Below are 25,887 nucleotides of genomic sequence, written 5' to 3' on the forward strand. Positions count from 1 at the left end.
TATCGTTGCCGTCGACTGCCGCCGCACCATAATCGCCCCACCGGCTGCGTGGCGTGCCGAAGGCGTTATAGGCGCCGAATTCGTCATCCGGCCCGAGCCCGTTGGCAATGATCTTAGCCGTTTCACCCCTGTGCCCGTTGTCGCGGCTGAAGTGAATATAACCGGCGCTCGGGTAGTGATCCGCGCCGGCCACGGTAAAGCCGATCACGCCTTTGCCGTTAGGCAGCGCCGCTATGGCCGGCCGCGTAACGCTGTTGCCGGCAAGCGCCACCTGCCCCTGCCTGGTCACGGATGCGCCAACCTGGCTGGCTGAAACGGCCGGATTCAGCACATAGTAGGCAATCCCGGTCTGTTCCTGGCCGGCGACATTGACGACGGTATCGAGCGCACCATACAGGCGGTCGCCGGTGAAAAACACTTGCTGCATGCGCGAATCGTTCGGATCCAGGTCCGCCAGCGTTTCGGGCACTGCCGGCAAGACAGTGGTCAGGTAATGCCAGCAGCCGACGCCGGCCGGCGTCACCATGCTCCGGTCGTTCAGGCAATCTCGCAGCGGCGCGCTGCCCGTTTTCTGCGGAATCGCAGGCGGCACGCCATAGCTGTCGACGCTGACTACATTGTGCAGGAGCGTCAGCGCAGGAGCCGCGTCATTCAGCGACCTGGTATTGCCGACTGCCCATACCCGCAGGCGATTGTCGTTGCCGGAATTGGAAAATACCGCGACTGAGCTCAACAGGTATTCGGTGCCGTGGTTGCTCCGTTCAAAGTCGCCGGCTGGCGAGACTGCCGGCCATACCGTGAATCCTGGATTGCCTTCAAGCAGATAATCGGTCGTGTCCAGCTGCACCACCTGTATCGATGCGCTGCCGCTGATCAGCGCTTTTTTCGATATGGCATATATCTGCGCGCTGTTGAAGCCGCCGGAAAACGGGAATTCGTTGGTCGTCAAGTAGATGCCGTGGGCGTCCGCGCCGATATGCGGATAGTCGCCCAGGCATGGACAATTTGGGTGCTGGGGCGTGCCTTGCGTACCGTCATCCTGCACGGCGATCTTGTATACCGTCCAGCTCCCGAGCGGATCGGCGGACGAGCTGACCGCAAGGTCGAGATGGTTCGTGCCGGTTTGCGCACCTGTGGCAGGATCGGTGTCCAAGGTCAGCACCAAGTGAAACCAGCGTTTTACATCCGGATCGAAATAACAGGCCGGGTCGGTAATCGAGGGCCCAAAGACACGTGGCGTGACCTGGCGGTTGATGGCCGGCGCGTAGCCGTAAAACGCATTGAGCGCGATATCGCCGCTCAATGCGGCGCCTTTGCGGTTGTAAACTTTCATGACGTCGTTCAACGATTCCATGACGTAACCGTTGCCGGCGCAGAGCCCCTGGTCCGGCGGCTCGATGGAAAACTGGTTGCCGTTGCTGGCCAGCCGCTGGTTGCGCGAGTTTTCGCCGTCGAAGCTGACTTGCACCCGGCGGTCTGGCGCGTCCCTGCCGACTGCTTCGGTCCACTGCCCTTTGCCCTGGGTTCTGGCGATACTGCGGTTTATCTTGAACTTCACCACCCGCGCCAGCACGCCGGCGGTACTTTGCGTCCCGCTTTTACCGGTCAACCCCGCCGTACCCGCCGCGGTGGGGCCGTCGGCAAGATCTGGCGCGTTCGAAAATACCGGCGAGACTTCAGGCGAGGACAAACCGTCGACGCCGACGGTGGTGGCGGGAATCTTGACTGTGCCGCTGCTGGGTATTTGCCTGGTGATGGTGGCGCCCAGGGCAAGGCTTGAGGTAAAACAGGCGACGCTGAGAATTAACGCTAATCCACTAAAATTCCGATTCATTTTCTTCTCCAAAAACCATCATTTTTGAGCCCTTGTCAGGGGAAAGAAAAAACCTGGTTTGCAGACCGCAATGCGGCAGCCAAAAGATGATCCGTAAAATCCTGTGGCGTGCCTGTTGAATCAAGATCCACTCGGCCTGGGGAAGGCCGGCGTTGAATAATGAGGGGCAAAATTTGCCCTGCGGAAATTATATATATATTCTCCACAAGGGATCATTTATTTCGCTGTGTCAAAAAAAACAAGGCAAGCGGAGCAGATGGCTACGACGAAGCGCGACCTATCCTGACAGGCAAGGAGCAAGCAGGCGATGACAGGCATGAAAGAAATGAGCACGCTTGCTCCAGCCCTGGCGCCGGAGGTTTTGCCGCGCCAGGAATTGCCGGCCCGCGCCGAGGCGGCGCCGGATAGCGGCAACGGCCTGGTCGCGATGGGCGATTTTCACTATGCCGACAGCCCTCTGCAGCGGCGCGCGACCAACGCGCCAGCTACGCCGATGCCGATGACCGGCCCGGCTACGTACAGCCCGGGAATCAACCGCACCGGTTTGCCGGACCAGCTGAAAGCCGGCATCGAATCGCTGTCCGGCCTCAACCTTGACAACGTCAAGGTACATTACAACTCGGCCCGGCCGGCACAGCTGATGGCGCATGCCTATGCGCAAGGCAGCCAGATCCACCTGGCGCCGGGACAGCAATCGCACCTGCCGCATGAAGCCTGGCACCTGGTGCAGCAGGCGCAAGGCCGGGTAGCGCCGACGACCGAGGCGGATGGCACGCCGGTCAATGACGACACCGCCCTTGAACGGGAAGCGGACGTGATGGGCCGCAAAGCGGCTGGATTCAGGCAAGTCTCCACGAAGGACGTTCCCAGGATGCTGACGCCAATCCCAAGCGCCTTAGGCAATGACACCGGCGGCACGGCCCAGCTTGGGAAAAAAAAGAGAAAAGAAACCCTTATTCAAAAGCTGCGCAGGTCACGCTTGCGAAACAGGTTCAAAAAAGCCACTCCGAAGAGCAAGCGAGGCATCTTCCGCAAGCAGGCAAAGGACAACTACGGTTACAAGAATGCGGACATCGCCAGGCTGATTGCCAGTAATCCCGAGGCAAGCACCGCCTTGACTTTATATAACCCCGCGCTCAATCCAGGCATCAACCCGGCCTATTCGCAAATCGGCATCGGCGACACCAAAGGCTACTATCGCAAAGGATTCGGCAACCAGCCTTTTCTATACCTCGATTCCAAGGCGTACGACGACAAGCAGATTCCCAGCAATTACGATGACGTCATTGCCCGCTTTAAGGGCAACGACGCGGAAGTAGCCTTCGAGATACTCAGCGCGATCGAATCCGGGCAAAGCAGCGGCAAAGACCAGGAAGCCCAGGCCAAGTCCCTGTTTCTTTTATTGACCCAATTCATCGAAGCGCACAGCTCTCGCGTCCCCGGATCCGACAAGCTTGCGCGCGCCCTGTTGCGGCGCATTGCCCTTGGCCAGCTGACCTTCCAGCAAGCCTTCAACCGCAAGAACGGCTTGTTCGTTTCGGCCTGGGCAAAAAAAGGCGGTGCTCCCCAGGGCGGACAAGTGGCCGGCCGCGCCCTGTTCGGTTTCAGCAAAGACGCCGACAGGTACGATCTTGAAAAACTGGAGGCATACCTCGGCGACAAGCTGGTGGACGAGTTGCTGGAGACCATAGACGGCTATTACAGCGACGACAGCGACACCGAGGACGACGACGAAGACCTGGCGCCAAGCATCGACGAGAAAGACAATGCGTCCCTGGAAGAGATCAATGCAGCGCTGGAGACATTGCAGATTCCGCGGCGCATCAGCAACATCAACCAGCAGGTACTGCTGCCTGGCATCGGCGCCCTGGTCAAGAAGCAGAGCTTGAAACTCCTGCTGAAGAACCATCCGGATAAAGAAGGCGGCAGCCAGGAGGCGTTTGATCGCATCGTCAACGCCCGAAACCTGCTGGATGACCTGATTTCCCAGTTTTCAAACCAAGGTTTCATCGATCTTAACCAGCGCAACCTGGATATCTACCTGCAAAGGGACGGCCTGGCAGCGCAAACGGTAGCCGGCGACGGCAATTGTTTTTATGCCGCAGTGCTTGACCAGATCCTCTATCTCGACGGCGTCAACGCCGATCCGGCCACATTAAGGCAACGGGTGGCGCAACTGATCCTCGACAATGCTGCCTATTTCCAGGTATTCGTCACCGGCAACCAGCTCAACCGCATTGTCGACGACATCCTCACCAGCCGCAGCTGGCGCAACGTCGGCGGCGATTTCGCGCCGCAGCTGATGGCTACCGTGCTGCAGCGGCCGGTGCAGATCATCCAGCCGTCTGGGCCGCTTGTCATCGATCCGATCGGCGGGCTGGTCCTGAACCACAACAACACTTTCATCACCCGCAACCAGCAGATCAACATCGTCTACGACGGCAACGCCCACTATGATTCGACCCGCAACACCCGGCAGCAGCTGCAGTAGCTGACCCGCATGCGCGCAGTCGCGGGAAATGCTCGCCGCTATCTCATCTTAATTCTAGGTAATTTACGCAAGTGATTGAATAAAAACGTCTTTTGATTGCGTTCAATATTTAATCTAAATTCTTAAAATTGATCTGTAATACATTGAATATCAATGATTTTTACATCAAATTAACGCCATTTCCAGAATGCTGCCCTACGGCGCAACAAACCTCCATGCCGGATTATCGAACATGGAAATCGTACGCGCGCGCACCGTGCCGGATGGACACAGTTCATCCTGGGTGTATTGCGTCAGCCGGATCGAATTCGGCACTTTTGCCTTGCAGATGATGCCGACGTATTCGGGTTCGATGGTCGCCGCCTTGAACACAAAGCTTTCCTTGTATTCATCGGTAGGCTTGAATATCTTTATCAGGTCGCCCGGGTTCTTCAGGCTGTTGTAGTCAAAACCCATCCCCTGCGACACCAGCGTCGACACTTGCGCCGGGTTGATGCCAACCTTGTCGACCCGGTAATTGCTGCCGAAACCGGAGGCGCCGCCGATCAGCTGCGACAAGTTGCCATACTTGCCGTTATTTACCACCATGCCGACGTTGTTGCTGGAAGCCAGCGGATTGAGCTCGTCGAACATGCGCTTGATCGCCACCGCCCCCGGCGCCGACCAGGAATTGGTGACCATGGTCAGGCTGCCCAGCGCAGTGACGTTGGCGCCGCCGGCGGCGGCGCTGTCGACCCCAGGCGCGATGCCGAAGCGCTGCTGCAGGAAATCGGTGATGAAATCGCCCAGCCCGATGGCGCCGTTGACCTGCACCCGCTCGTAGGGTTTGTCATCGAGCTTCAGGCGGGTCAAGGTGTTATGGGTCGGATCGAAGCCCATCGGACCGCCGGGCGCCTTGTCCGAATTGGTGACGACGCTCAAGGCATTGCCGGAGAGCGAGCCGAAAGTCGCGCCCTTCATCGTGCCGGTAAAAAAGCGCGCCGCCGTGCTCATCCAGTCCGGATGGTCCTGCATCAAGGCGGTGCCGCCCTCGCCCTGCGACTGGCGCGCGCCGCGCGGCGTCAGGTAGATGTTGCGAAAAACCTGCGGCCCCAGGTTGCCGTCGCTGCTGTAGAGCGCTTGCGTTTCGGCGCCGGCGCCTGTCTTGTAAGCGGTGCGCTCCCAGATCGCGAAACGCGCGGCCTCGGCATTGAGCTGGCTCAGTTCGCCGAAGCGCCACACCCATTGCAGGCCGAACAGGAACACCATGAACAGGCTGCAGACAATGATGGATTCGACCAGCGCCTGGCCGCGCTGGCGGCGCAAGCTGGGCGATGCGGTGGATCGGGCGGGCAGCGGCATGGGCATGAAATTGTTCCGGCTGGGTATCAGTTAATGATGAAGAACAGCGCTTTCTCAGGGTAGTTCAAGCCTTCGAGGCGAGCGTTCCAGTACGGCAGCATCAGGTTGGCGTGCGAGACGATCTGGCCGCGCGTGGTCCAGCGCTCCACCGGCGCCCGGTAATACACGCGCGCCTTGCCGATCGCCTTCAGGTAGTCCTGCTTCAGTTCGGTGTCGTAATCGTTCATGGGGGTACGCCCGAGGTTGAATTTGCTTTCCGGCCGCAGCGGCGTCTTGTCGACCGTCTGCTGCAGCGCCACCACGAACGACGGCCCCAGGTCCTTCAAGGCGTTGTCTTGCACTTCCTTGCTGGCCACAAACAGGTTGCTGGCCGCGCGGTCGCCCAGCTGGTAGTTGCCCATGTTGGCGCCGCGCATTTCCCACAGGCCGAAACGTTCCGCCGGCAACCCCATGTCGGCCGCCACCACGCCGCCCAGGCCGGGTTTCTGGAACAGCGTTTCGGTGCCGCGCGAGGTGCGCATGCCAAGGACGTCGATCAAGTCGCCCAGGCCCAGGGCCTTGAGGATGAACTGGACAAAACCGCTGGGGGCGTCCAGCGGATCGTCGAACGCGGAGGTGGCGAGCGAAAAACCGCTGCCCAGCATGTTCGAAATGGAAGTGGCGACATTGCCGCCCAGGCTCGACAGCTGCTGGAAATTCACTGCCTGCTGCGCCATCGCTGTCGCCACCGCCACTTCGGCGTCGGCGCTGCCGGGATTCGGCGCATTCAGCGCGGCGCCGGACGCCGGCATGCCGGCCGGCGCGCCGCCCAGCACGCCGGTCAGGTTGCCGGCGTTGGCGTCCGGGAGATTTACCGCGGATTGGGATGAATTGGAGGAATTGACGCCGGCGCCGGCCGCATTGATTACCGGTTCCAGGGTCGCCATGGCGGCGTTGTTGAGCGTCTGGCTGGCGGTGGCGATCTGCGGCTGGCCCTTCATTGCGCGCTCGCCGGAGGACCCGGCGATATTCATGACGCCGCGCTCGTAGTATTTCTTGGCCGCACCAGCAGACAGCGAGCCACAGGCGCCGCTGATGCGCGGCGCATAGAGCTCGCCGCTGGGCAACGTGAAATACAGGCAATCGTCGATGCCGGTAGCCTCGCCCCAGAACGATTTCTTCCAGGACGAAGTGTCTTTCACCACGTCCACGAACTTGGCCAGGTCTTCAGGCACTTCCTGGTTCTTGTCCAGGCCCTGGCGGCCGACCTTGGACATCGTCACCGCGCCGGCCATCGGGATGTGGATATTGAACAGATGCGGATTGATCTCCATGATGTCGATATTGCTCCAGGCATAGGTGCCGTCCTGCATCTGGATCATGCGGGTGCCGCCGGTGCGCTCGTACAGGCACATGATCGGGCTGACGATGAGGCCCACCGTGTTCATGAACGCTTCGATCACCGGGCCGATGACGTCCGCCGCAACGTTGCCTTGCAGCGCCGGCACGATCTGTTCCAGGCCGTTGGCCGAGAGCCCTGTCAGGATGCCGTTGATGCCGCTCAGGTTGCAGCCGTCCACCGCCCACAGGCCGACCGCGTTAGGAAACAGGCGGCGGCCACCCATGGCGCTGGTGAGCTTGATCATGTCCTGCATCATCACCCGGTGCACCAGGTTGAAATCGGCGGTGCCGGTGCTGTCCGGCAGCTTGGTCTTCATCTCGGTGCTACCCATGAACTTGCGCGGCGGCTGGTGCAGCTTGATCATGCTGCCGAAGTCCACCACACTCTTGGCGACCTGGTACATGATGGTCTGCGGCACAAACTCGGCGCGCGGCGCATTGGCCGTCAGCAGTTCCTTTTGCATCGCGATCATGGCCGAGGTGGTGGTGGCCAGGTGCACCTGCTGCGAGGCGAAAATCGCGTAGTTGGTGAGCGAGGTGGTGGCGGTGCCGGCATTGGCCAGCACCTGGCTGGTGACGCGCACGCCGTCGACGATTTTTTCCCAGTACTTGCCGAACGTGGAGACGGCGTTAAGGATGCCCGACATGCCGGCGCCGATATAGGGAATGAACTTGGTCAGCGCAGCAGTGGCCTTCATCACCTTGGTATTGTTTTTCCAGTACTGGTCCGACATGGTCATGTTCGACCACATCGCCGTCATCTGGCCCACCGCCTGGTAGTTCGCGATCATGGCGCGGTTGGTGTAGGCCGTGTAGTTGAGGCCCTCCGCCGCGATATTGGCGGTGCTGTAGGCAATCGCATCCGCGGCGTTGACCAGGCGCCGCTTGTCGCTCGTCACCTGCGACAGGTTGTAGACGGAAAATATGCCGACGCACAGCACCGCCAGGAAAAAGATCCCGATCGGCAGTACCGCGCCGCGGCTGTATGTGTGGCTGGCGCGCTGCGGCAAGCGGCGGCGGCGGCCGGAATGAAAGCGCCTGGCCATGTCGTGTTTCATCAAAATGGCCTCGACGCCGGCGCCGTGGCAAGCGCGCTGGACAAATAAGCTGGGCAAGAGTCGCCTGCGCAGGACACGCTGGATATCAGCATCATGTCGACACTCCGGATGGAATTTAAATTTGCGCGAATGAACGATGGATCCACCGTTCCTGGTAAGACGCGTTAAAAATCTTTCCGGATGGTAACTGCACTTTGTTACCGGATAATGACGCTGGCGAGAACCAGCCTGCGCGCCGGTTTGCGAACGCACAGGTGCGCGCGTTCCAGTCAACCCAGGGTGAATCGCTTAAGGAAACTTAAAAGACTGCAGAACAGCAGTCGGGGTCATGCCGCATGCAATGCGCTTATCTGGCCGCGCGCAAGCGTCTTTCGGCAATCTCGAACACGCCCATGCCGACCAGCATCGCCGCAACAAACACCAGCGCTTTCATCTCGCCCATGCCAAGGTCTACCAGGACTGGTCCCGGGCAGAAGCCCGAAATCCCCCACCCCACCCCAAACAAGGCGCTGCCGATCACGAGGCGGCGGTCTATCTGGCGCGTGGCCGGCAGCTTCATCTCGGCGCCGAGCAAAGACGTGGTGCGTTTTTTTGCAAAAGAAAACGCCGCCAGTCCCAGCGCGATGGCGCCAGCCATCACAAACGCCAGCGACGGGTCCCACGCGCCGCCGAGATCGAGGAAGCCAAGCACCTTGGCCGGATTCGCCATGCCGGAAACGATCAGTCCCAGTCCGAACACCAGGCCGGCAAGCAGCGATGTGATGATAAGCATGGTTTTTTCCTTAAACGGCAAACAGGTGGCGTATCGCATATACGGTGACGAACCCGCACCCCATGAAGACGGCGGTGGCTGCCAGCGAACGCGGCGACAGGCGCGACAGGCCGCAGACCCCGTGGCCGCTGGTGCAGCCGGAGCCGTAACGGGTGCCGACGCCGACCAGCAGCCCCGCTATCGTCAAGGCGCCGTAGCCGGCGTCAATCCGCACGGCAGGCAGTGCTGCAAACAAGCCGTACGCCAGCGGCGAACCGATCAGCCCCAGCAGGAAAGCGGTGCGCCAGCCGATATCTCCGCGCGCCGGCCGCAACAGCCCGCCCAGAATGCCGCTGATGCCTGCAATGCGGCCGTTCAGCAATACGAACATGGCCGCGGCCAGGCCGATCAGCAGACCGCCAAGCAAGGCTGGCCATGGGGTAAACGCGCTCCAGTCGATAGACATCATATTTCCCTTGAGGATGAATGTTTGGCCCGGTTCTTGCTACGTTATTTTGCCAAGCCGTTGATGAAGCTTGCCTATTTTCGCACGGTTGATGCCGCGCCCGATTCCGCAACATCCCTTTCAAAAAGGCGGTCCATGAAATTTTTCGCTATCTTCTGCAGCGGCCTGCTGCTGACCGGCGCCTGCCGGGCCGACAGTCCAGCCATCCCGGACAAGAACGAGGTCATCAAGCTGCTGCAGCTGGAACATCATTTCGAAGGCGGCTATTTCCGGCAAACCTTCAAAGCCGACCAGCGAGACAAGATCAGCACCGCGCGCGGCCCGCGCAGCACGCTGACCACGATCTACTACATGCTGACGGACGACACGCCGGTAGACCATTTCCATACCAAAAGCTCCAACGGCATAGAGTATTACCACATGGGTGCGCCCATCACCTACCACCTGATCTACCCTGACGGCCGCTACGAGGCGGTAGTGGTCGGGCCGGATATCCGGCATGGCCAGCAATTGCAGCTGGCCGTCAAGGGCGGGACCTGGAAAGCGGCGGAGCTGACCAAGGGCCAGTACGGCCTGGTCAGCGAGGCGGTCGCGCCCGGATGGGAGATGGCGGACATGGTGACGCCGACGCGGGAAGAATTGCTTAAGCTGTTCCCGCAGCATAGAGATGTGATCATCAGGCTCACGCGGCCTTGAATGCGGAAATCCTGGACTGGCATGATGTAAGCTCGTCCAAGGAAGGCAAAACCAATTTTCCGCATAAAGGACAAACGGCATGGACAAGCAATTCGAAGACGGCCTGGAAATACGCAAGCAGGTAATGGGCGAGGAATTCGTGGCCAAGGCTTTCGCCGGCGCCGACGATTTTACGCGCCCGCTGCAGGAATACATCACCCGCAACGCCTGGGGCACGGTCTGGCGCCGCGACGGCCTCGACCTGAAAACCCGCAGCCTGCTGACGCTGGCGATGCTGACGGCGCTGGGCCGCGCCCAGGAATTGAAAGGCCACGTGCGCGGCGCCCGCAACAACGGCGCGACCATGGAAGAAATACAGGAAGTGCTGCTGCACGCCACCGTGTACTGCGGCGTACCGCTGGCGGTGGATGCTTTCCGCGCTGCGCAGGAAGTTTTGGCTGACATGGCGTCGGCTGGCCTCTAGCGAACATGCAAGCCGAAAGTTGAATACGAAATCTGCTGCCTTTTCGCCAAAGCTGATAAAGTTGCAAAAACTCTATCAAGGGAAAATAAATGCTAAAGGCATTCGGTTTAATCATTCTCGGTTTAATCGTCTTGGCTGTCATTGCCGCTGTGGCGAGTAAAAAAAACAAAGCGACAGACGCAAAGATTGGCTACGAATACAAAAGCAAGGTGTTGCTGACGCCAAACGAACGAGAAATGTACTGGAAACTGATCGATGCCCTTCCCGGCTATGTCGTTCTGGCTCAAGTTGCCCTTTCAAGCTGCATCAATGCAAAAAAAGGGGGCGCATTCAACACCATCAGTGCGAAAAGCCTGGATTTCGTCATCTGCAATGGATCCTTGGATGTCCTTGCGGGCATTGAAATCGATGATAAATCTCACGCCACCGCGGCAGCACAAAAACGTGATGCGGCAAAAAACAGCGCCATGGAAGCCGCAGGCATAAAACTGATCCGCTGGCCAGCCGTTCCCCTGCCCTCGATCGAAGAAATCAGAAAAATATTTCCAGCTGTTCCACTCGCCGCCACGGAAAAATCCACACTCGAAAGCACACAGGAAAAAAAGATCAAAATCCTTGAGCAGCAGCTATTCAGCATGGCGCGAAAACTGGAGAAAATTCCCCGTGACAGCAACGCCGCCGGCGCCTGAACGGCGGATTCAAACCCTGAATGGGATTCCAGTCAACTCTTCGCTCAGCAGCCACAGACGCTCGGCATACTCCGGATCGGCGGCCCAGGGCTTGACGCCAAAACCGCCGGCGAAATCGGCGGCAACCGCTTCTGCGATGTCGGCGTCTTCGCAATACACGCCGCCCATGCTGTCCAATTGCGCGCTCGCTGCGCACCAGACCAAGGTGGCAGCGCCTTGCTCTATGGACTTGGAATGGATATTGCTGATCACTTTTCCATGTTCATCTATCGCACCCGACGCACGTAGATCCTCGAAGCTGAGATGGCGCACCAGGCCGGTGTCCATGATGCGGCCGGGATGCGCGGAAAACGCGCGTATGCCATGCTCTGCGCCCCGCGCATCGAGTTCCAGCGCAAATAAGGCATTAGCGGTTTTCGACTGGCCATAAGCCTTCCACCTGTCATATTCTCGCAGCACAAAATGCGGGTCGTCGAAATCAACGCTGCCGAATTGATGTCCGCGCGACGATACTGAGACGACGCGGGCACCATTTGCCTTGCGCAGCGCCGGCAATAAATGCGAAGCCAGCTGGAAATGTCCAAGGTGGTTAGCAGAAAATTGAGATTCGTAGCCGCGCGCGTCGCGCACCAGCGGAGGCGCCATGATTCCGGCGCTGTTAACCAGCATGTGCAACGGCCGGCCGCTTTCGATAAAACCTTGAGCAAAAGCAGTAATCGACGCTGGATTGAGCAGGTCCAGCGCCGCCAGTTCTGTGCGCGGGATACCGGCGAGTGCATTCCGTGCCTTGCCCGGCGTGCGCGCCGGCACGATGACGGTGGCGCCGGCGCCGGCCAGCACGCGGGTAGTCTCCAGTCCTAGCCCGGAATAGCCGCCGGTGACAATGGCTATCTTTCCATGCAAGTCGACGCCGTCGAGGACTTCGCGGGCCGTCGCCTGCGCGCCGAAACCGGAATGGATGGGGAATTGCCTGCTCGTCATCAACGGCTCCTGCGCAATGAAATTTGGTGCATGCAAGCACCGGAACTTCAGCTTATCGCTCGCGGGATGATTAATCCATACAGAAGAATCCACAAATCTTGCCCGATCATCCAATTCTCAATGACCTCTTTGCCGAGCGGCAGGGACGCACTGTCTGCGCGTCCGGCAAGGCGTCGAACCCCGGCGCCTAAAGCATATATTTATTCCATATATAGTTGTTCAGAATGATTCGTTCTTTCTTGGCATATATCTACTATATATTCGCGGCTAATGGAAAGAGAGCCGCGCATGTACTTTTTACCTTACGACCCTGCATTCCATTTCCTCGGCCAAGCCGTCCCGCCGGCCGCCACCGCTGCCCGGGACGATGAAAAGACGCCGCCGGCCGCAGCATGGCGATTCCGCCTGGAATTGCCTACCTGGGGACTGATTGCCGTGATCTACGGCGGCTGGCTGGCGACCGTGCTGCATTGGCGTGAACTGGGTCCATGGCTCGGCACGCCCTTGCTGATCGGACTGAGCGCCTGGTACATGTCGCTGCAGCACGAGCTGATACACGGCCATCCGACCCGCCACGCCCGCTTCAACGCCCTGTTCGGCCAGTTGCCGCTGGCGGTGTGGTATCCCTACGCGCTATACCGCGACAGCCATCTTGCCCATCATCGCGATGAAAAGGACCTGACGCTGCCGGGCGCCGACCCGGAAACCTACTATGCAGCGCTTAAGGGCGGCGGCCGGCTGGGACGGTCCTTGCGCCGCTTCCGCAATACATCCGGCGGCCGCTTGCTGGCCGGGCCGGCGCTGGTGTGGTCGCAGACGGTCCATGCCGCATGGCGGCAGCGCGACCGCAAAACCATTGTTACCTGGGCCTGGCACCTGTCGCTGCTGGCAATGCTGCTGCTTTTCCTGCATCGCGCCGGCATATCCCCCTGGTTCTACCTGTTTGCCGTCGCTTATCCGGCCCTGAGCCTGACCATGGTGCGTTCTTTCTACGAACATCGGGCGGTCGAAGCCGCACATGGACGCTCGGTGATCAACGAGGCTGCATGGCCCTGGCGCCTGCTGTTCCTGAATTTGAATTACCATCTTGTACATCACTTGCATCCCGGACTGCCATGGTTCCATCTACGACAAGCCTATCTGGCCCAGCGCGAGACCTACCAGGAACGCAGCGACGGTTTTGTCGAGCACGGCTACCTGCCGCTGCTGTGGCGCCATCGCAGCACACCGGTGATTGCCGATATCCATCCATTTGCCTGAACCGGCATCGCTATCTTCTAACGGAGTCGACATGAGTCTGTACACCCGCCTGCTGGCCGCTGCCTTGGCTGCCGCCCTCTTTTCTCCTTATGCCCAGGCTGCCGAACCGGTCCGGGTCAGTTCCAAGATCGATACCGAAGGCGCGCTGCTGGGCAACCTGATCCAGCTGGTGCTGGAGGCCAACGGCATCAAGACTGTCAACCGCCTGCAGCTGGGAACCACCAAGGTGGTGCGCGGCGCCCTGATCTCGGGTGACGTCGACATCTATCCCGAATACACCGGCAACGGTGCGTTCTTCTTTTCCGATGAAAAGAACCCGGCCTGGAAAAACGCCGAGAGCGGCTACCAGCTGGTGAAGAAACTCGATCTCGATAAAAACAAGCTGACGTGGCTGACGCCGTCTCCCGCCAACAATACCTGGCTGATCGCAGTGCGCAAGGAGGTGGCGCAGGCCAACAAGCTCAAAACCCTGGCCGACCTGGGCCGCTGGATCGGCCAGGGCGGGCATTTCAAGCTGGCGGCGTCGGCTGAATTCATCGAGCGCCCGGATGCCTTGCCCGCCTTTGAAAACACCTACGGATTCAAATTGAAACAAGACCAGCTGCTGACCCTGGCCGGCGGCGATACGGCGGCAACGATCAAGGCTGCCGCCGAGCAGACTTCCGGCGTCAACGCGGCGATGGTGTACGGCACCGACGGCTCGCTGGCGGCGCTGGGGCTGGTGGCGCTGGAGGATATCAAGTCGGTGCAGCCGGTCTACGCGCCGACAGCAGTGGTCCGCAGCGAAACGCTGGCGAAGTACCCCAGGATTGCCGACCTGCTGAAACCTGTGTTCCTGTCGCTGGATAGCCCGACGCTGCAAAAACTCAACGCCGGCATCGCCATCGAAGGACGCGACGGCCGCAAGGTCGCCGGCGATTACCTGCGCAGCAAAGGTTTTATCAAATGACCATGGCGCGTCTGGCCGACCAGCCATGGCGCGTGGGCAACAACGCGCTGCAAGCCCGCAAGCTGCACAATCCGGTGCACCTGCTGCTGGTGATCGTCGCGATCGTCGCCGCTACCAACCTGCCCTTGCTGACCTATGCGCCCAATCGGCTGCTCAGCGGCCAAGGCATCCTGCTGAGCCAGCTGGCCGCGCGTTACTGGCTGCTGGCGCTGCCGGCCCTGCCGCTGCTGGCGGCGCCCTGGCTGCGGCCGTCCCGTTTCAGCTGCATTGTCCTGCTCCTCGCGGCGGCAGGGTTGAGCGGCGACCTGCTGGCCTTGGCCGGACACGAAGCCCAGCTGCGCAGCGGCGACGCCGATTCGCTGGCGCGCATCTCGTTCGGCGGCGCGTTCTGGCTGTTGCTGCTGACCGCCTGGCTGCAACTGGCGGAGGCGCTGCGCGGCCTAGCCCTGGCTTTGCCGGCGCGGGTTGCGGTGATACTGGCAGCCTTGGCGCCGATCGTGGCGCTGATCGTTTCGGGATACCTGGATAGCCTGTCGCTGCTGAAGGAATACCAGAATCACCAGGATGCCTTTAACCTGGCGCTGCTGCGCCATCTGCAGCTGGTCGTGTTTTCGGTATTGCCCGCGGTGCTGGTCGGCGCGTTGCTGGGCGCCCTATCCTTCCGCAGCCGGCGGGCGCGCAAGCTGCTGTTCCCGGTGCTGAACGTGATCCAGACGATCCCCTCGATTGCACTGTTCGGTTTGCTGATCGGTCCGCTGGCGTTGCTGGGCAGCCTGTTCCCGCAGTCCGGGATCGGCGGCGTCGGCCTGCCGCCGGCATTGCTGGCGCTGAGCCTGTATTCGCTGCTGCCGATGGCCCACGGCACCCTGGCAGGACTGGAACAGGTGCCGGCCGACGTCCGCGAAGCAGCTAGCGGCATTGGTATGTCGCCCTGGCAGATATTCTTCCACGTCGAATTGCCGCTGGCGCTGCCGGTGTTCCTGACCAGCGTCCGCGTCACCACCGTGCAGGCGGTCGGGCTGGCGGTGGTGGCGGCCTTGATCGGCGCCGGCGGTTTCGGCGTCCTCATGTTCCAGGGCATGTCGAGCAGCGCGCTGGACCTGGTGCTGCTGGGCGTGATCCCGGTGATCCTGCTGGCCATCGGCGTCGATACGCTGTTCAAGGTAGCGGTCGTTCTCTTGCGGAGGCAAAACCATGATTGAAATCAGCGAAGTCAGCAAATCGTTCAACGGCTGGCAAGCGGTCAGCGAGCTGTCCCTGACGATCAAGGACGGCGAGTTCGTGGTCCTGATCGGCACTTCCGGCTCCGGCAAGTCGACCATGCTGAAGCTGCTGAACCGCTTGCTGGAACCTGACAGCGGCAGCATCAGGCTCAACGGCAAGCGGATCGTCGAGCACTCGCCGGAACAATTGCGGCGCCGCATCGGCTATGCGATCCAGTCAGTCGGCCTGTTTCCGCACTGGACGGTGGAGCAGAACATCAGCGCCGTGCCGGTCCTGCTGAAATGGCCAAAAGCCAGGATCCATGAGCGCGTCAGCGAACTGCTGGCGCTGTTGCACCTGCCTCCTGAAAAATTCCGCCGCCGTTATCCCGACCAGCTGTCTGGCGGCCAGCAGCAACGGGTAGGCGTCGCGCGCGCGCTGGCGGCCGATCCCGACGTGCTGCTGATGGACGAACCTTTCGGTGCGCTGGATCCGGTCACCCGCGCCAGCCTGCAGCAGGAACTGGCCAATATCCACAAGCTGTCCGGCAAGACCATCGTGCTGGTGACGCATGACATCGACGAAGCGCTGGCGCTGGGCGAACGCATCGTGCTGATGGATCACGGACGCATCGTGCAGCAAGGTACGCCGCGCGAATTCCTGCTGTCGCCGGAAAATGAATTCGTGCGCGGATTTGTCGGCCAGAGCGATGTCGGCATCCGCCTGCTCGGACTGGACAAGATCGCCGGCCGGGTCCGCAACGAAGCGGCGATACCCGGTGAGCCGATTTCCAGCAGCAGCACCCTGCGCGAAGCCTTGTCCGCTTTCATCACGCGCAAGGCGCATAGTCTGCCGGTGGTCGACGAGCGCGGCCAGGCTGCCGGCGTGCTGCATTTCTCCGATTTGCTGGAGGCGGCGCGATGAAGCGGCTCTACCGCTATCGCTGGCTCGCTGCCAGCAGCCTTTTGCTGCTGGGCTTCACCTTTGGCATGCCGTTGACGGCGCCGCTGTTCGCCAGCGCCTTCCCGCAGCTGGCGCGCCCCATGTACCTGCAAGACGCATTCACCACGCTGGTGCTGGCGCACCTGAGCATCGTGCTGCTGTCGGGCGCCATCGCGGTGCTGGGCGGCGTGGCGGCCGGCCTGCTGGTCACCCGGCCGGCGGGACGGCCGTTCCGTTCTTCGCTTGAAACGGTGCTGGCGATCAGCCAGTCGTTTCCCCCGGTGGCGGTGCTGGCGGTGGCGGTGCCGCTGATCGGTTTCGGCGAAACGCCGGCCCTGATTGCGCTGGTCATGTACGGCGTGCTGCCGGTAGCGCAAGGCGCGATGACCGGATTGTCTTCAATCTCGCCGGCGATCCTGGAAATTGCGCGCGGCATCGGCATGAACCGCTGGCAGATCCTGTACCGGGTGGAGCTGCCGCTGGCGGCGCCGGTGATACTGGCCGGTGTGCGCACCTCGGTGGTGATCAATATCGGCACGGCGGCGATCGCCTCCACCGTCGGCGCCAAGACGCTGGGGCTGCCGATCATCGTCGGCCTGAGCGGCTTCAACACCGCCTATGTGATCCAGGGCGCGCTGCTGGTGGCCTTGCTGGCCATCGTGGCCGACCAGCTGTTCGACCTGTTGGGACAGCGCTGGGCGCCGCGGGCAGGCCCTGCATTGCGCGGCGGAGGCAGTGCATGAGATGTGCATTGCCGATGTACCCGTTTCCGGCCGCCAGCCTGGACCAGTTCTGGCACGGGCTGTTCGATTGCATGCAGCGCGAAGGCATAGCCGATGTGCCGCACCAGCTTGAGCAGCCGCAGGATTTGCTGCAGCACTGGCAAGAGCCCGGCCTGCTGCTAAGCCAGGCCTGCGGTTATCCGGTATCCACGCTGCTGCATGGCCAAGTCCAGGTAGTCGGCGCCTTTCATTTCGACGTGCCCGGCTGCGAGCAGGCCAACTACAGCAGCAGCTTGTGGGTGCGCAAAGAGGATGCTGCCAAGCCCTTGCCGGCGTTCCACGGCGCGGTTGCCGCCTGCAACGAGCGCCATTCGCAATCCGGCTATCACGCGCTGCGCAGCGCGGTTGCGCGGTTTGCCAGCGACGGCAGGTTTTTTTCGGAAGTGCTGTTCAGCGGCGCCCACCGGCAGTCGGCGCGGCTGGTCGCCGGCGGCAAGGCCGATATTGCCGCGCTCGATTGTGTCAGCGCCTATTTTTTGAGCCGCCAGGAACCGGAGGTTTTTTCCCGGCTCGCCGCCATCGGGTTCACCACGCCGATGCCGGGCCTGCCGCTCATCACCGCATCTACCACACCGCCTGCCACCCTGGCTGCCCTGCGCCGAGCCCTGGCCGCCAGCATCGAGGCTCCTGGGCTTGAACACGCTCGCCGCGCCATGCGCATCAGCGGTTTTTCCGTGCTGGACGAGCAGGATTACCGCATCTGCGCATTGAAGGCGGAACAGAACCTCGCCGGCGGCCTGGCTGACTGGTAGCGCCTTGCCGGCACGCAGTACTCTTTCCGGGCCGGCGCAAGGCGGTCATCATCCAGTCATATTTCTTCGTTAGTATTTTGCAACTCCTCCTGAATCGGGTTGGACTTCCTGCACTGAATTCATGTGCCAGGCGAAATTTCTTCGTTCGTGCTTCGAGAACCAGAACATGTCTAACTGAATTCGGAGGATCGCCATGGCGTCTGTCAAAGATCAATCCCAGTTGCTGTCGGTGACCGCCCATGTCGGCGACTGCAAGACCTTGCTGGCGTTCAGCCTGCTCCAGCCTGACGGCGCCGCCAACCTGGCGGGTTTCACGATCCGCTGCCAGCCCAAGGGCCTGCCGCCCTACTACCTCTATAACACGCTGCAGTTTGAAACCCCGGCGGCGCATGCCCAGGACCCGACCGAGCCGCCGAATTCAACGGTGAATGCGCCGATACACAAATTCCGCTGGCTGCATGTGCCGGGCTCGGTCCACCAAGGGCTCACGCCGTTTTTCGGCGAATACACCTATACGGTGATCCCCCGCTATTTTGACGACAAGCAGTCGATGACCGCCCTTGACGAGACGCTGGGCGTGTCGGTCAGCGTTTATGTCGGGCCGTTTGCAAAAGACAAGTTCAAGCTCGGGTTTACCCGCGGCTACACGCAGTCGCAGGCGTTTGCCCACCATTTCGGCGTCAACGCGCTGATCCGGCCCAACACCAAGGAACTGCTGTTCGATACGACGCAGGTATCGGGCGCCAATGCCGCCGGCGAGCAGTACACCTTTGCCGACGAATACGCATGGCTAGGGCTGACGGCAAGGGAGCGGATTTTTGAGTTCCTGAATGAAGTGCTGCAAGATCCGGCGCAATACCTCGATGTGTTTGCCTACGACCTGAACGAGCCTGACCTGTGCAAGATCCTGCTGGAACTGGGCAAGCAGGGCCGGGTCCGCATCATCCTCGACAACGCAGCCCTGCATCACTCCGCAGCCAAACCGATGCCCGAGGACGAGTTCGAGGCGCAGTTCCTGGCCGTGGCCGCCAGCCCTGCCGCCATCCTGCGCGGCCATTTCAAGCGTTATGCGCATGACAAGGTATTCGTTTCCTTCAACAAGGACAGTGCGCTGAAGGTGCTGACCGGGTCGACCAATTTTTCCGTCACCGGCCTGTACGTCAACTCCAACCACGTGATGGTGTTCGACGATCCCGGCGTCGCAACCGAATACGGGCAATTGTTCGAGACCGTATGGCAAGGCGGCGTCAAGCTCGGCGCCTACCTGCAATCGCCGTTTTCCTCCACAACGTTCTCGATTCCCGAAGGTATTTCGCCGCGCGCCGATATCACCTTCGCGCCCCATACGGCAGAATTCGTCGCCAAGAACCTTGGCGACATCGCCGCCCGCATCCAGCAGGAACAAACCAAGCCCGCCAAGAACGGCAGCGTACTGTTTGCCGTCATGGAGATCGACAACGGCACCAGCCCGGTCTATGCCGCGCTGAAGGATTTGCACGCCGACAGCAATGTCTTCAGCTATGGCATTTCGGATAGCAACACCGGTATTTCCCTGTATGCGCCGGGCAAGAAAACCGGCGTGCTGGTGACCGGCAAGCCGGGCAAATCGATACTGCCGCCGCCGTTTGACCAAGTACGCTCGATCAGCGGCATCGGCCACCAGATCCATCATAAATTCGTCGTATGCGGTTTCAGCGGCGACAGCCCGGTTGTGTACTGCGGCTCATCCAATCTTGCCCTTGGCGGGGAACAGGCCAACGGCGACAACCTGCTGGCGATCCATGACGGCGACGTCGCAACGGTGTTCGCCATCGAAGCGGTGGGATTGGTCGATCATTTCCAGTTCCTGAACCGGATGGCGGCCGTCGCGCCGGCGGCGGCCAATGAACCGGTGCCGGCCTCGAAACAGCAGGCCGCGCTTGCCGTCGGCTGGTTCCTGTCCACCAGCGACAGCTGGGCCCGCCCCTATTTCGATCCCAACGATTCCCATTGCACCGACCGCCTGCTGTTTGCCTGATGCCTGCGCCAGCTCGGCAGCTCAGCTGCCGAGCTGCCACCATGCGGGCAGCAGCTGCCTGACTTTCTGCCGCGCAAAACGGTCGTCGATCAGGTACACCACGCCGCGGTCCCGCTCGGTGCGGATCACCCTGCCCGCGGCCTGCACCACTTTCTGCAACCCGGGATACAGGTAGGTGCAGTCGTAGCCCTGGCCGAAAGTGCGCTCCATCTGCAACATGATCTGTTCATTGACCGGATTGACCTGCGGCAGCCCCAGGGTCGCGATGAACGCGCCGATCAGGCGTGCGCCGGGCAAATCGATGCCCTCCGCAAACGCGCCGCCGAGCACCGCGAAACCGACGCCTTGCGAGGTATCGGTAAACCGCGCCAGGAACTGCTCCCTTTCCCGCTCATCCATGCGGCGCGCCTGCTGCCACAAAGGGATATCGGGATAGCGCGCAGCGAACATGGCGGCGACTTTCTCCAGGTAGTCGTAGCTGCTGAAAAACGTCAGGTAGTTGCCCGGCTGCTCCCGGTATTGCCTGGCGACCAGGTCCACGATCGGCGCCAGCGACCGCTCGCGATGCTGGAAACGGGTCGAAATCCCGGCGACCAGCTGCACTGACAGCTGGTCGGCGGTAAACGGCGACGGCACGTCGAGCCAGGCGGTGTTGTCGGGCATGCCCAGTATCTTGCTGTAAAAATGCCAAGGGTTGAGCGTGGCGGAAAACAGCGTGGCCGAATGCGCAGCGGCAAAGCGCGGCGCCAGGAAGCTTGCCGGCACGATATTGCGCAGGCACAGCGTCGCGCCATGGGCGCCGCGCCGGGTGATGTCGAACAGCGAGTGGCTATCGAACAGCTCGGCGATGCGGGTGAAGTGCATGGCGTCGAAATAGAAGCGCTGCAGGTCGCTGTCGAGGGCGGCCGGATGATCGACCATGTAGTCGGTGATATCGGCCACGGCCTGCTGCAGCGCCTGGATGAAGCCGTCCGGCAGGTCTTCGTAGCGCTGGTATTCAGCTTCCTGCTCCTTGTACAGCGCATTCCATTGACGGTTGACGCGGTCCAGCGCGCGCTTGAGCGCCGGCGGCGCCGCTTGCCGCACGGCTTTGAAGCCGGCTTGTTCCATCTCGGCGGAATACATCTTGCGCGCCCGCTCGATCATGTTGTGCGCTTCGTCGACCAGCACGCCGACCCGCCACTGGTTGGCGCTAGCCAGGCCGTACAGCATGGCGCTCAGGTCGAAATAATAGTTGTAGTCGCCGACGATCACGTCCGACCAGCGCACCAGCTCCTGGCTCAGGTAATAGGGACAGACGCGATGTGCGGCGGCGACCTGGCGCAAGCCCTCCTTGTCCATCGCACCGCTGACGATGGCAGCGCTGCGCGCCTGCGGCAGGCGGTCGTAAAACCCTTGCGCCAACGGACAGGAGTCGCCATGGCAGGCTTTGTCGGGATGTTCGCACGCCTTGTCGCGCGCGACCAGCTCCAGTACGCGCAACGGCAATCCCGCCGCGCTTTGCTTGATGCGCGCCGTCGCTTCCAGCGCCAGCGCGCGCCCTGGCGTCTTGGCTGAAAGAAAAAATATTTTGTCCAACGCCTGGCCAGGAGTCGCCTTGAGCAAAGGGAACAGGCTGCCGATCGTCTTGCCGATGCCGGTCGGCGCCTGCGCCAGCAGGCAACGGCCGCTGCTGGCGCCCTTATACACTGCTTCCGCCAGGATCCGCTGGCCGGGACGGAAATCGGCGTGCGGAAAGCGCAAGGCGGTGAGTTGGGCGTCGCGTGCGGCGCGATGCGCCATCTCCTGTTCGGCCCAGGCCAGGAAGCGGCTGCACTGCTCTTCGAAAAACTGTTGCAGGCAAGCGGCAGTCGCATGTTCGGTCAGCAGGGTTTCCTGCTGTTTGCCGATGTCGTAGTACACCAGCGCCAGCTGCAGTCCGGGCAGGTTGCGCGCCTGGCACAGCAAGTGGCCATAAATCCGCACCTGCGCCCAGTGCAGGTGGCGGTGGTTGTCCGGCATGCGCTCCAGGCTGCCGCGGAAGGTCTTGATTTCTTCCAGCCGGTTCAAGGCCGGATCGTAGCCGTCGGCGCGGCCGCGCACCAGCAGCGGCCCGTAGCGGCCGCTCAGGCTGACTTCCTTTTCATAAGCGGCATCGCGGCGTGACGCCACCATGGCGTGGCCCGCGATGCCTTCCAGCGCAGTCGGCGCCGGCGTGAAGCGCAGGTCAAGGTCGCCCTGCTTGGCCGTGAACTCGCATAGGGCGCGGACGGCGATTACGTATGCGGCCTGGTTCACGCGCACTCCCCTGCCCATTGCACGTAACAGACGGCGACCGGGATGCCGTGTTCGGCAAAATAGTGCAGCCAGCGGACCTGGTTGTCCTGCAGGCGGTCGCCCGGGCCTTTGACTTCGATCATCTGGTAGCGTTTTTCCGCCGGCCAGAACTGGATCAGGTCCGGCAAGCCGGAACGGTTGGTCTTGATATCCTGCAGGATGCGCTCGAAACATTTGCGCAGGTGCAGCGGTGGCAGGCAATCCAGCGCCATTGCCAGCAGCGCTTCGTCGATGGACTCCCAGAACACGAACGGCGACTGGATGCCGGCCTTGGCGCGGAAATTGCGCCAGATGGCCTGCTTATAGCCGCCGCTGCCGAACTGGGCGAAACCGGCCTCGAACAGCGCAGCACGGCGTTGCTGGAAATCGGCGCTGTGCAGGTCCGCGGGGCCGCTCTGGAACGGATGGAAGAACGCGCCCGGCAGCGGTGCAAAGATGGCATCCCAGAACAGCAGGCCGAACAGTGAATTGATCAGCGTGTTTTCGACGTAGACGACGGGCGCATCGGGGCGCGACAGATGGCTGGCAAGCACGGTTTCGACCGGGATGCCGGGCTCGGCCCGCGGCAACGCCATATCCTGGCGGACGATAGCCGCGGCAGCGGCCTGCGGCATCTTGCCGTGGCCCAGCTGCCGCCGCAAACGCGGCATGACGCGCAGCAGCTGCTGTTTTTCAGCTTCGCTTTCCGGCTGCCGCTCGGCCTGCTGCGCCAGTGCGAAAGCCGCATCGGGCTGGCCGCAGCGTTCCAGCACCCGGATCGCACGCAGGCGCGCCCCCGGCCAAGCACATTCAGCATAAAGCCGTAGCGCGGCCGGCAGTTCTGCGCTGCGTTCGTAGTGCTGGGCGACCTGGAACAGCAGCTTGCTGCGGCGCTGTTCCAGCCAGTCGTTCGGATAAGGCACCTCGGGAACGTCAGCCAGTACGGCTGCCGGCGCTGCGCCGTTGCGGAACCGTTCGCGGCAGGCGTGCAGGTGCAGGTAATCGTCGATGTCTTGCCTGCTGCTGAAACCTTGCGCAAGCGACAAATCGACCTGTTCGTACCGGAAAATCCCCAGTTCCGACAGCACGAATTCCGACCAGTCCTGGTGCAGGTTGCCGAAGAACATCAGCCGCAGCCGGTCGCACAGCGGCGCAATGCGCAGCTGCAACAGCTGGTCGTCGATACCCCAGCCGGCCAGCGTGCGCACCGCGTCGCCATGCTCGCCGCGCAGGATTTCCAGCTGCTCTGCCTTGCGCGCGCTGCGCGGCAGCAGCGGAAATATTTCCGCGAGCTCGGTCTTCGTCAGCAGGCCGCACAGTTGTCCGATATCGATGGCCGGCTCTCCGTCCAGCCAGCCGGCGGCGACCAGGGGCACTGCGGCGCTGCGCGGGCAGCCGATTTCGTCGTAGCGCAGCCGGCCCAGGCGAAACAGCTCGCCCTTGCGCATCACCATCCGCACCAGCAGTGCGCGCGAGGCCAGCGGCAATGCTTCGAAACCGTCGACGAAAGCCTGTTCCTCGCCATCCAGCAGATGCCGATAGCGGGCGCGCACCGATGCCACCATGGCAAGGAAATTGTCGAGATAATAAAAACGGTTTTCCAGCACTCTGATCATGTTGCGGCCGCCGCAGCTCTGCGCATTGCGAAGAGCGCCAGGCAAAATTGAAGATGGTTGACTGTATGGATATACAGTTATGCTGCAGTATATATCAACCCTGAAGGATTTCCGCTTTCGGCCAGGGGGAAGCCGCGCTCCGTCGCAAAAACCCGATGTTCCCGCGTGAAATGCTAGCGTTCCTCATCATCGTCGTCAGATATATCTTCGATGCTGACGATCTCGCCGCCGCGCTCGACGATCTCCCGGTGGCAGGCTGCCAGCAGCGCATCGAAATCCGCGTCCTCCATTTCACCCTCCAGGTCCTCCTGTGCCGGGCCGCCATCGTCATCGTCGATCTCGGTCTGTTCAAATTTCGGGCTGGTCCCGATATACGAGGCGCTGTATGGACCGCCTTCATCCGTTTCCGTGACCACCAGCGTGAAAAGCGCATTGTCGGTTTCAATGATGTAGGTACTGACGGGCCGCATGAAAATCTCCTTGTCTATCCAGGCGATGAATGAACTACCCTCGCAAAACGGCGGCGTGCGCCGACCGGCCCGGTTCTGCTGCGCCAGGCCTTGACAGTGTCATTGGGAGTGAGACGGATCGGAGCTTAAATAATTCTCCATCAGGAGCGATTTCGCAAGTTTTTTTGCGGACAAGGCCGGGCTTGCCGGCGCCGGCTGCTGTCAAATAATCATTGCTGATGGAAGGTAATACTGTTTTCGGACGGCGGCCGGATTGTCAACGGCTGGCTCCCCAGTCTCTGCGGGGGCGTTCGTCGATGACGGAAATATCCTGGATGCCGAGTATCTCGCCCCCGCGTTCCGCGATCTGGCGGTGGCAAGTCGCGATGAGCGCGTCAAAATCGACGTCTGTCGCTTCGCCGTCAAGGTCTTTCTGCCCCAGCCCGGGATTATCCACCCAGGGCAGCTCGACTTTTTGCCGGGTCCCGACATACGTCGCCTTATAAGAGCCGCCATCGCCGGCTTCGGTGATGACTAGCGTAAACAACGCATTCGTTGTTTCAATCATGTAAGTACGGTCCAGCGCCATGACAATTTCCTTGATCCGTCAGCCTTGAGTCGGGTTAACTTAAGTTCGTTTAACTATACCGCCATCGACGTTCACGCGCTCGAGTCCAGGCTACTGTCCGGCCGGCGAGGCCGGCGCCAGCAGCCGCTCGGGCGGCGAGATCTGCGATGAGGGGGATGAAAAAAGGAAGCATGATGCGCTTCAACAGCTGCCCTGTATGTTCGGTGCTTAACACATCCTGGATGCCGGGATCGGCGATACTGGCGGCAGCGACAACGAGGAGAGAACCATGAAGCTCAAGGGATCCTGCCATTGCGGCGCAGTCCGCTTCAGCCTGGAAAGCGACACGCCCTACCCTTACCAGCGCTGCTATTGTTCGATTTGCCGCAAGACCCAGGGCGGCGGCGGGTATGCCGTCAACATCGGCGGCGACGCCAGCACCCTGAAAGTGCAAGGCCGGGACGACGTCAACGTCTATCACGCAAAACTCAAGCGGCACGGCGAATCGCGCGTCCATACCAGCACCGCGCAACGCCATTTCTGCCGGCGTTGCGGCAGCGCGCTATGGCTCTACAGCCCGGAATGGCCGGAACTGGTCCATCCGTTCGCATCCGCCATCGATACGCCGCTGCCAACGCCGCCTGAATACACCCACCTGCTTCTGGCCTACAAGGCGCCGTGGGTGGAAGTCAAGGCTGGCCGCAAGGACAAGCAGTTCAAGCAATTTCCGCGTGAGTCTTTATTTGAATGGCATCAGCGGCTGGAGCTGCTGAAATGACGAGCCTGTAAAACACTCTGTGTAAACGCAGTAAGGCGCACTCCGTACCCGCAGAATACCCACGATTCGTTACCCTAGAAATTCCAGCGCACTCCGCCATTCGCAGCCCAGCCACGCAAGCCGGCG

At 61.4% G+C, this 25,887-nt stretch carries 22 protein-coding genes; 12 read left to right on the plus strand and 10 right to left on the minus strand.

The window, feature by feature from the left end; translation table 11 throughout:
* The coding region (locus V8G57_RS25335; protein WP_342831761.1) for a hypothetical protein at positions 1-1,834 on the minus strand (1,834 nt) is incomplete at its 3' end.
* Between the two features lie 316 nt (positions 1,835-2,150).
* Between V8G57_RS25335 and V8G57_RS25340 the strand changes: the two genes are divergently transcribed.
* The gene (locus tag V8G57_RS25340; protein ID WP_342831763.1) at positions 2,151-4,325 is read left to right on the plus strand and encodes an eCIS core domain-containing protein; all 2,175 of its coding nucleotides are present in this window, start codon (positions 2,151-2,153) and stop codon (positions 4,323-4,325) included.
* A 195-nt stretch (positions 4,326-4,520) separates the two neighbouring features.
* Here V8G57_RS25340 and V8G57_RS25345 read toward each other — a convergent pair whose 3' ends face one another.
* The 4 genes from V8G57_RS25345 to V8G57_RS25360 form a co-directional block, all read right to left on the minus strand.
* Positions 4,521-5,672: a hypothetical protein gene (locus V8G57_RS25345; protein ID WP_342831765.1), complete on the minus strand. Its 1,152-nt coding sequence runs from the start codon at positions 5,670-5,672 to the stop codon at positions 4,521-4,523.
* A gap of 20 nt (positions 5,673-5,692) precedes the next feature.
* Positions 5,693-8,161: a pilus assembly protein TadG-related protein gene (locus V8G57_RS25350; protein ID WP_342831767.1), complete on the minus strand. Its 2,469-nt coding sequence runs from the start codon at positions 8,159-8,161 to the stop codon at positions 5,693-5,695.
* 289 nt (positions 8,162-8,450) lie between these two features.
* On the minus strand, positions 8,451-8,876 hold the full coding sequence (locus tag V8G57_RS25355; protein ID WP_342831769.1) for a DUF6691 family protein: 426 nt from the start codon (positions 8,874-8,876) through the stop codon (positions 8,451-8,453).
* A gap of 10 nt (positions 8,877-8,886) precedes the next feature.
* Positions 8,887-9,321 carry a YeeE/YedE family protein gene (locus V8G57_RS25360; protein ID WP_342831771.1) on the minus strand — a complete coding sequence of 145 codons (435 nt, stop codon included), beginning with the start codon at positions 9,319-9,321 and terminating at the stop codon, positions 8,887-8,889.
* A gap of 135 nt (positions 9,322-9,456) precedes the next feature.
* On the opposite strand from V8G57_RS25360, the gene V8G57_RS25365 reads away from it, so the two are divergent.
* From V8G57_RS25365 to V8G57_RS25375, 3 genes are all read left to right on the plus strand, one after another.
* Positions 9,457-10,017, plus strand: coding sequence for a cupin domain-containing protein (locus tag V8G57_RS25365; protein WP_342831773.1), 561 nt, complete (start codon positions 9,457-9,459; stop codon positions 10,015-10,017).
* Between the two features lie 79 nt (positions 10,018-10,096).
* Complete coding sequence (gene pcaC, locus V8G57_RS25370) at positions 10,097-10,480, plus strand: 4-carboxymuconolactone decarboxylase (RefSeq protein ID WP_342831774.1); 384 nt, start codon at positions 10,097-10,099, stop codon at positions 10,478-10,480.
* Positions 10,481-10,569: 89 nt separating this feature from the next.
* Positions 10,570-11,169, plus strand: a complete 600-nt coding sequence (locus V8G57_RS25375; protein ID WP_342831775.1) for a DUF2726 domain-containing protein — start codon at positions 10,570-10,572, stop codon at positions 11,167-11,169.
* A gap of 9 nt (positions 11,170-11,178) precedes the next feature.
* Here V8G57_RS25375 and V8G57_RS25380 read toward each other — a convergent pair whose 3' ends face one another.
* Complete coding sequence (locus V8G57_RS25380) at positions 11,179-12,150, minus strand: oxidoreductase (RefSeq protein ID WP_342831789.1); 972 nt, start codon at positions 12,148-12,150, stop codon at positions 11,179-11,181.
* A 288-nt stretch (positions 12,151-12,438) separates the two neighbouring features.
* On the opposite strand from V8G57_RS25380, the gene V8G57_RS25385 reads away from it, so the two are divergent.
* From V8G57_RS25385 to V8G57_RS25415, 7 genes are all read left to right on the plus strand, one after another.
* A complete protein-coding gene (locus tag V8G57_RS25385; protein ID WP_342831776.1) occupies positions 12,439-13,410 on the plus strand; it encodes a fatty acid desaturase in 972 nt (323 codons plus the stop codon).
* 31 nt (positions 13,411-13,441) lie between these two features.
* A complete protein-coding gene (gene osmF, locus V8G57_RS25390; RefSeq protein ID WP_342831777.1) occupies positions 13,442-14,359 on the plus strand; it encodes a glycine betaine ABC transporter substrate-binding protein OsmF in 918 nt (305 codons plus the stop codon).
* Positions 14,356-15,561, plus strand: a complete 1,206-nt coding sequence (locus V8G57_RS25395; RefSeq protein WP_342831778.1) for an ABC transporter permease — start codon at positions 14,356-14,358, stop codon at positions 15,559-15,561. The genes osmF and V8G57_RS25395 overlap by 4 nt, the downstream gene beginning before the upstream one ends.
* Positions 15,554-16,486, plus strand: a complete 933-nt coding sequence (locus tag V8G57_RS25400; protein ID WP_342831779.1) for an ABC transporter ATP-binding protein — start codon at positions 15,554-15,556, stop codon at positions 16,484-16,486. Before V8G57_RS25395 ends, V8G57_RS25400 begins: the two co-directional genes overlap by 8 nt.
* Positions 16,483-17,247, plus strand: coding sequence for an ABC transporter permease (locus V8G57_RS25405; RefSeq protein WP_342831781.1), 765 nt, complete (start codon positions 16,483-16,485; stop codon positions 17,245-17,247). The genes V8G57_RS25400 and V8G57_RS25405 overlap by 4 nt, the downstream gene beginning before the upstream one ends.
* Positions 17,244-18,038 (plus strand): phosphate/phosphite/phosphonate ABC transporter substrate-binding protein, encoded by a 795-nt coding sequence (locus V8G57_RS25410; RefSeq protein ID WP_342831782.1) that lies wholly within the window; start codon positions 17,244-17,246, stop codon positions 18,036-18,038. Before V8G57_RS25405 ends, V8G57_RS25410 begins: the two co-directional genes overlap by 4 nt.
* 193 nt (positions 18,039-18,231) lie before the next feature.
* Positions 18,232-20,055 (plus strand): phospholipase D-like domain-containing protein, encoded by a 1,824-nt coding sequence (locus V8G57_RS25415; RefSeq protein WP_342831783.1) that lies wholly within the window; start codon positions 18,232-18,234, stop codon positions 20,053-20,055.
* A 21-nt stretch (positions 20,056-20,076) separates the two neighbouring features.
* Here V8G57_RS25415 and V8G57_RS25420 read toward each other — a convergent pair whose 3' ends face one another.
* The 4 genes from V8G57_RS25420 to V8G57_RS25435 all read right to left on the minus strand — a co-directional run bounded on the left by V8G57_RS25420 (position 20,077) and on the right by V8G57_RS25435 (position 25,004).
* Positions 20,077-22,350, minus strand: coding sequence for a helicase C-terminal domain-containing protein (locus tag V8G57_RS25420; RefSeq protein ID WP_342831784.1), 2,274 nt, complete (start codon positions 22,348-22,350; stop codon positions 20,077-20,079).
* Entirely contained in the window at positions 22,329-23,966 is a 1,638-nt protein-coding gene (locus V8G57_RS25425) for a VRR-NUC domain-containing protein (RefSeq protein ID WP_342831785.1), read from the minus strand. Before V8G57_RS25425 ends, V8G57_RS25420 begins: the two co-directional genes overlap by 22 nt.
* Before the next feature lie 173 nt (positions 23,967-24,139).
* Complete coding sequence (locus tag V8G57_RS25430) at positions 24,140-24,436, minus strand: hypothetical protein (RefSeq protein WP_342831786.1); 297 nt, start codon at positions 24,434-24,436, stop codon at positions 24,140-24,142.
* Between the two features lie 256 nt (positions 24,437-24,692).
* Positions 24,693-25,004 (minus strand): hypothetical protein, encoded by a 312-nt coding sequence (locus tag V8G57_RS25435; protein ID WP_342831787.1) that lies wholly within the window; start codon positions 25,002-25,004, stop codon positions 24,693-24,695.
* A 268-nt stretch (positions 25,005-25,272) separates the two neighbouring features.
* Here V8G57_RS25435 and V8G57_RS25440 point away from each other — a divergent pair, with 268 nt between their 5' ends.
* Complete coding sequence (locus V8G57_RS25440; protein WP_342831788.1) at positions 25,273-25,761, plus strand: GFA family protein; 489 nt, start codon at positions 25,273-25,275, stop codon at positions 25,759-25,761.
* The last annotated feature ends 126 nt before the right edge of the window (positions 25,762-25,887 follow it).

This window comes from Collimonas rhizosphaerae (genome assembly GCF_038896935.1).
GTDB classification, from domain to species: domain Bacteria; phylum Pseudomonadota; class Gammaproteobacteria; order Burkholderiales; family Burkholderiaceae_D; genus Collimonas; species Collimonas rhizosphaerae.

Coding starts and splice junctions, on each gene's coding strand:
- V8G57_RS25340 (WP_342831763.1), top strand. CDS start 2,151: ATGAAAGAAATGAGCACGCTTGCTCCAGCCCTGGCGCCGGAGGTTTTG.
- V8G57_RS25345 (WP_342831765.1), bottom strand. CDS start 5,672: ATGCCCATGCCGCTGCCCGCCCGATCCACCGCATCGCCCAGCTTGCGC.
- V8G57_RS25355 (WP_342831769.1), bottom strand. CDS start 8,876: ATGCTTATCATCACATCGCTGCTTGCCGGCCTGGTGTTCGGACTGGGA.
- V8G57_RS25360 (WP_342831771.1), bottom strand. CDS start 9,321: ATGTCTATCGACTGGAGCGCGTTTACCCCATGGCCAGCCTTGCTTGGC.
- V8G57_RS25365 (WP_342831773.1), top strand. CDS start 9,457: ATGAAATTTTTCGCTATCTTCTGCAGCGGCCTGCTGCTGACCGGCGCC.
- pcaC (WP_342831774.1), top strand. CDS start 10,097: ATGGACAAGCAATTCGAAGACGGCCTGGAAATACGCAAGCAGGTAATG.
- V8G57_RS25375 (WP_342831775.1), top strand. CDS start 10,570: ATGCTAAAGGCATTCGGTTTAATCATTCTCGGTTTAATCGTCTTGGCT.
- V8G57_RS25380 (WP_342831789.1), bottom strand. CDS start 12,150: ATGACGAGCAGGCAATTCCCCATCCATTCCGGTTTCGGCGCGCAGGCG.
- V8G57_RS25385 (WP_342831776.1), top strand. CDS start 12,439: ATGTACTTTTTACCTTACGACCCTGCATTCCATTTCCTCGGCCAAGCC.
- osmF (WP_342831777.1), top strand. CDS start 13,442: ATGAGTCTGTACACCCGCCTGCTGGCCGCTGCCTTGGCTGCCGCCCTC.
- V8G57_RS25395 (WP_342831778.1), top strand. CDS start 14,356: ATGACCATGGCGCGTCTGGCCGACCAGCCATGGCGCGTGGGCAACAAC.
- V8G57_RS25400 (WP_342831779.1), top strand. CDS start 15,554: ATGATTGAAATCAGCGAAGTCAGCAAATCGTTCAACGGCTGGCAAGCG.
- V8G57_RS25405 (WP_342831781.1), top strand. CDS start 16,483: ATGAAGCGGCTCTACCGCTATCGCTGGCTCGCTGCCAGCAGCCTTTTG.
- V8G57_RS25410 (WP_342831782.1), top strand. CDS start 17,244: ATGAGATGTGCATTGCCGATGTACCCGTTTCCGGCCGCCAGCCTGGAC.
- V8G57_RS25415 (WP_342831783.1), top strand. CDS start 18,232: ATGGCGTCTGTCAAAGATCAATCCCAGTTGCTGTCGGTGACCGCCCAT.
- V8G57_RS25420 (WP_342831784.1), bottom strand. CDS start 22,350: ATGGGCAGGGGAGTGCGCGTGAACCAGGCCGCATACGTAATCGCCGTC.
- V8G57_RS25425 (WP_342831785.1), bottom strand. CDS start 23,966: ATGATCAGAGTGCTGGAAAACCGTTTTTATTATCTCGACAATTTCCTT.
- V8G57_RS25430 (WP_342831786.1), bottom strand. CDS start 24,436: ATGCGGCCCGTCAGTACCTACATCATTGAAACCGACAATGCGCTTTTC.
- V8G57_RS25435 (WP_342831787.1), bottom strand. CDS start 25,004: ATGGCGCTGGACCGTACTTACATGATTGAAACAACGAATGCGTTGTTT.
- V8G57_RS25440 (WP_342831788.1), top strand. CDS start 25,273: ATGAAGCTCAAGGGATCCTGCCATTGCGGCGCAGTCCGCTTCAGCCTG.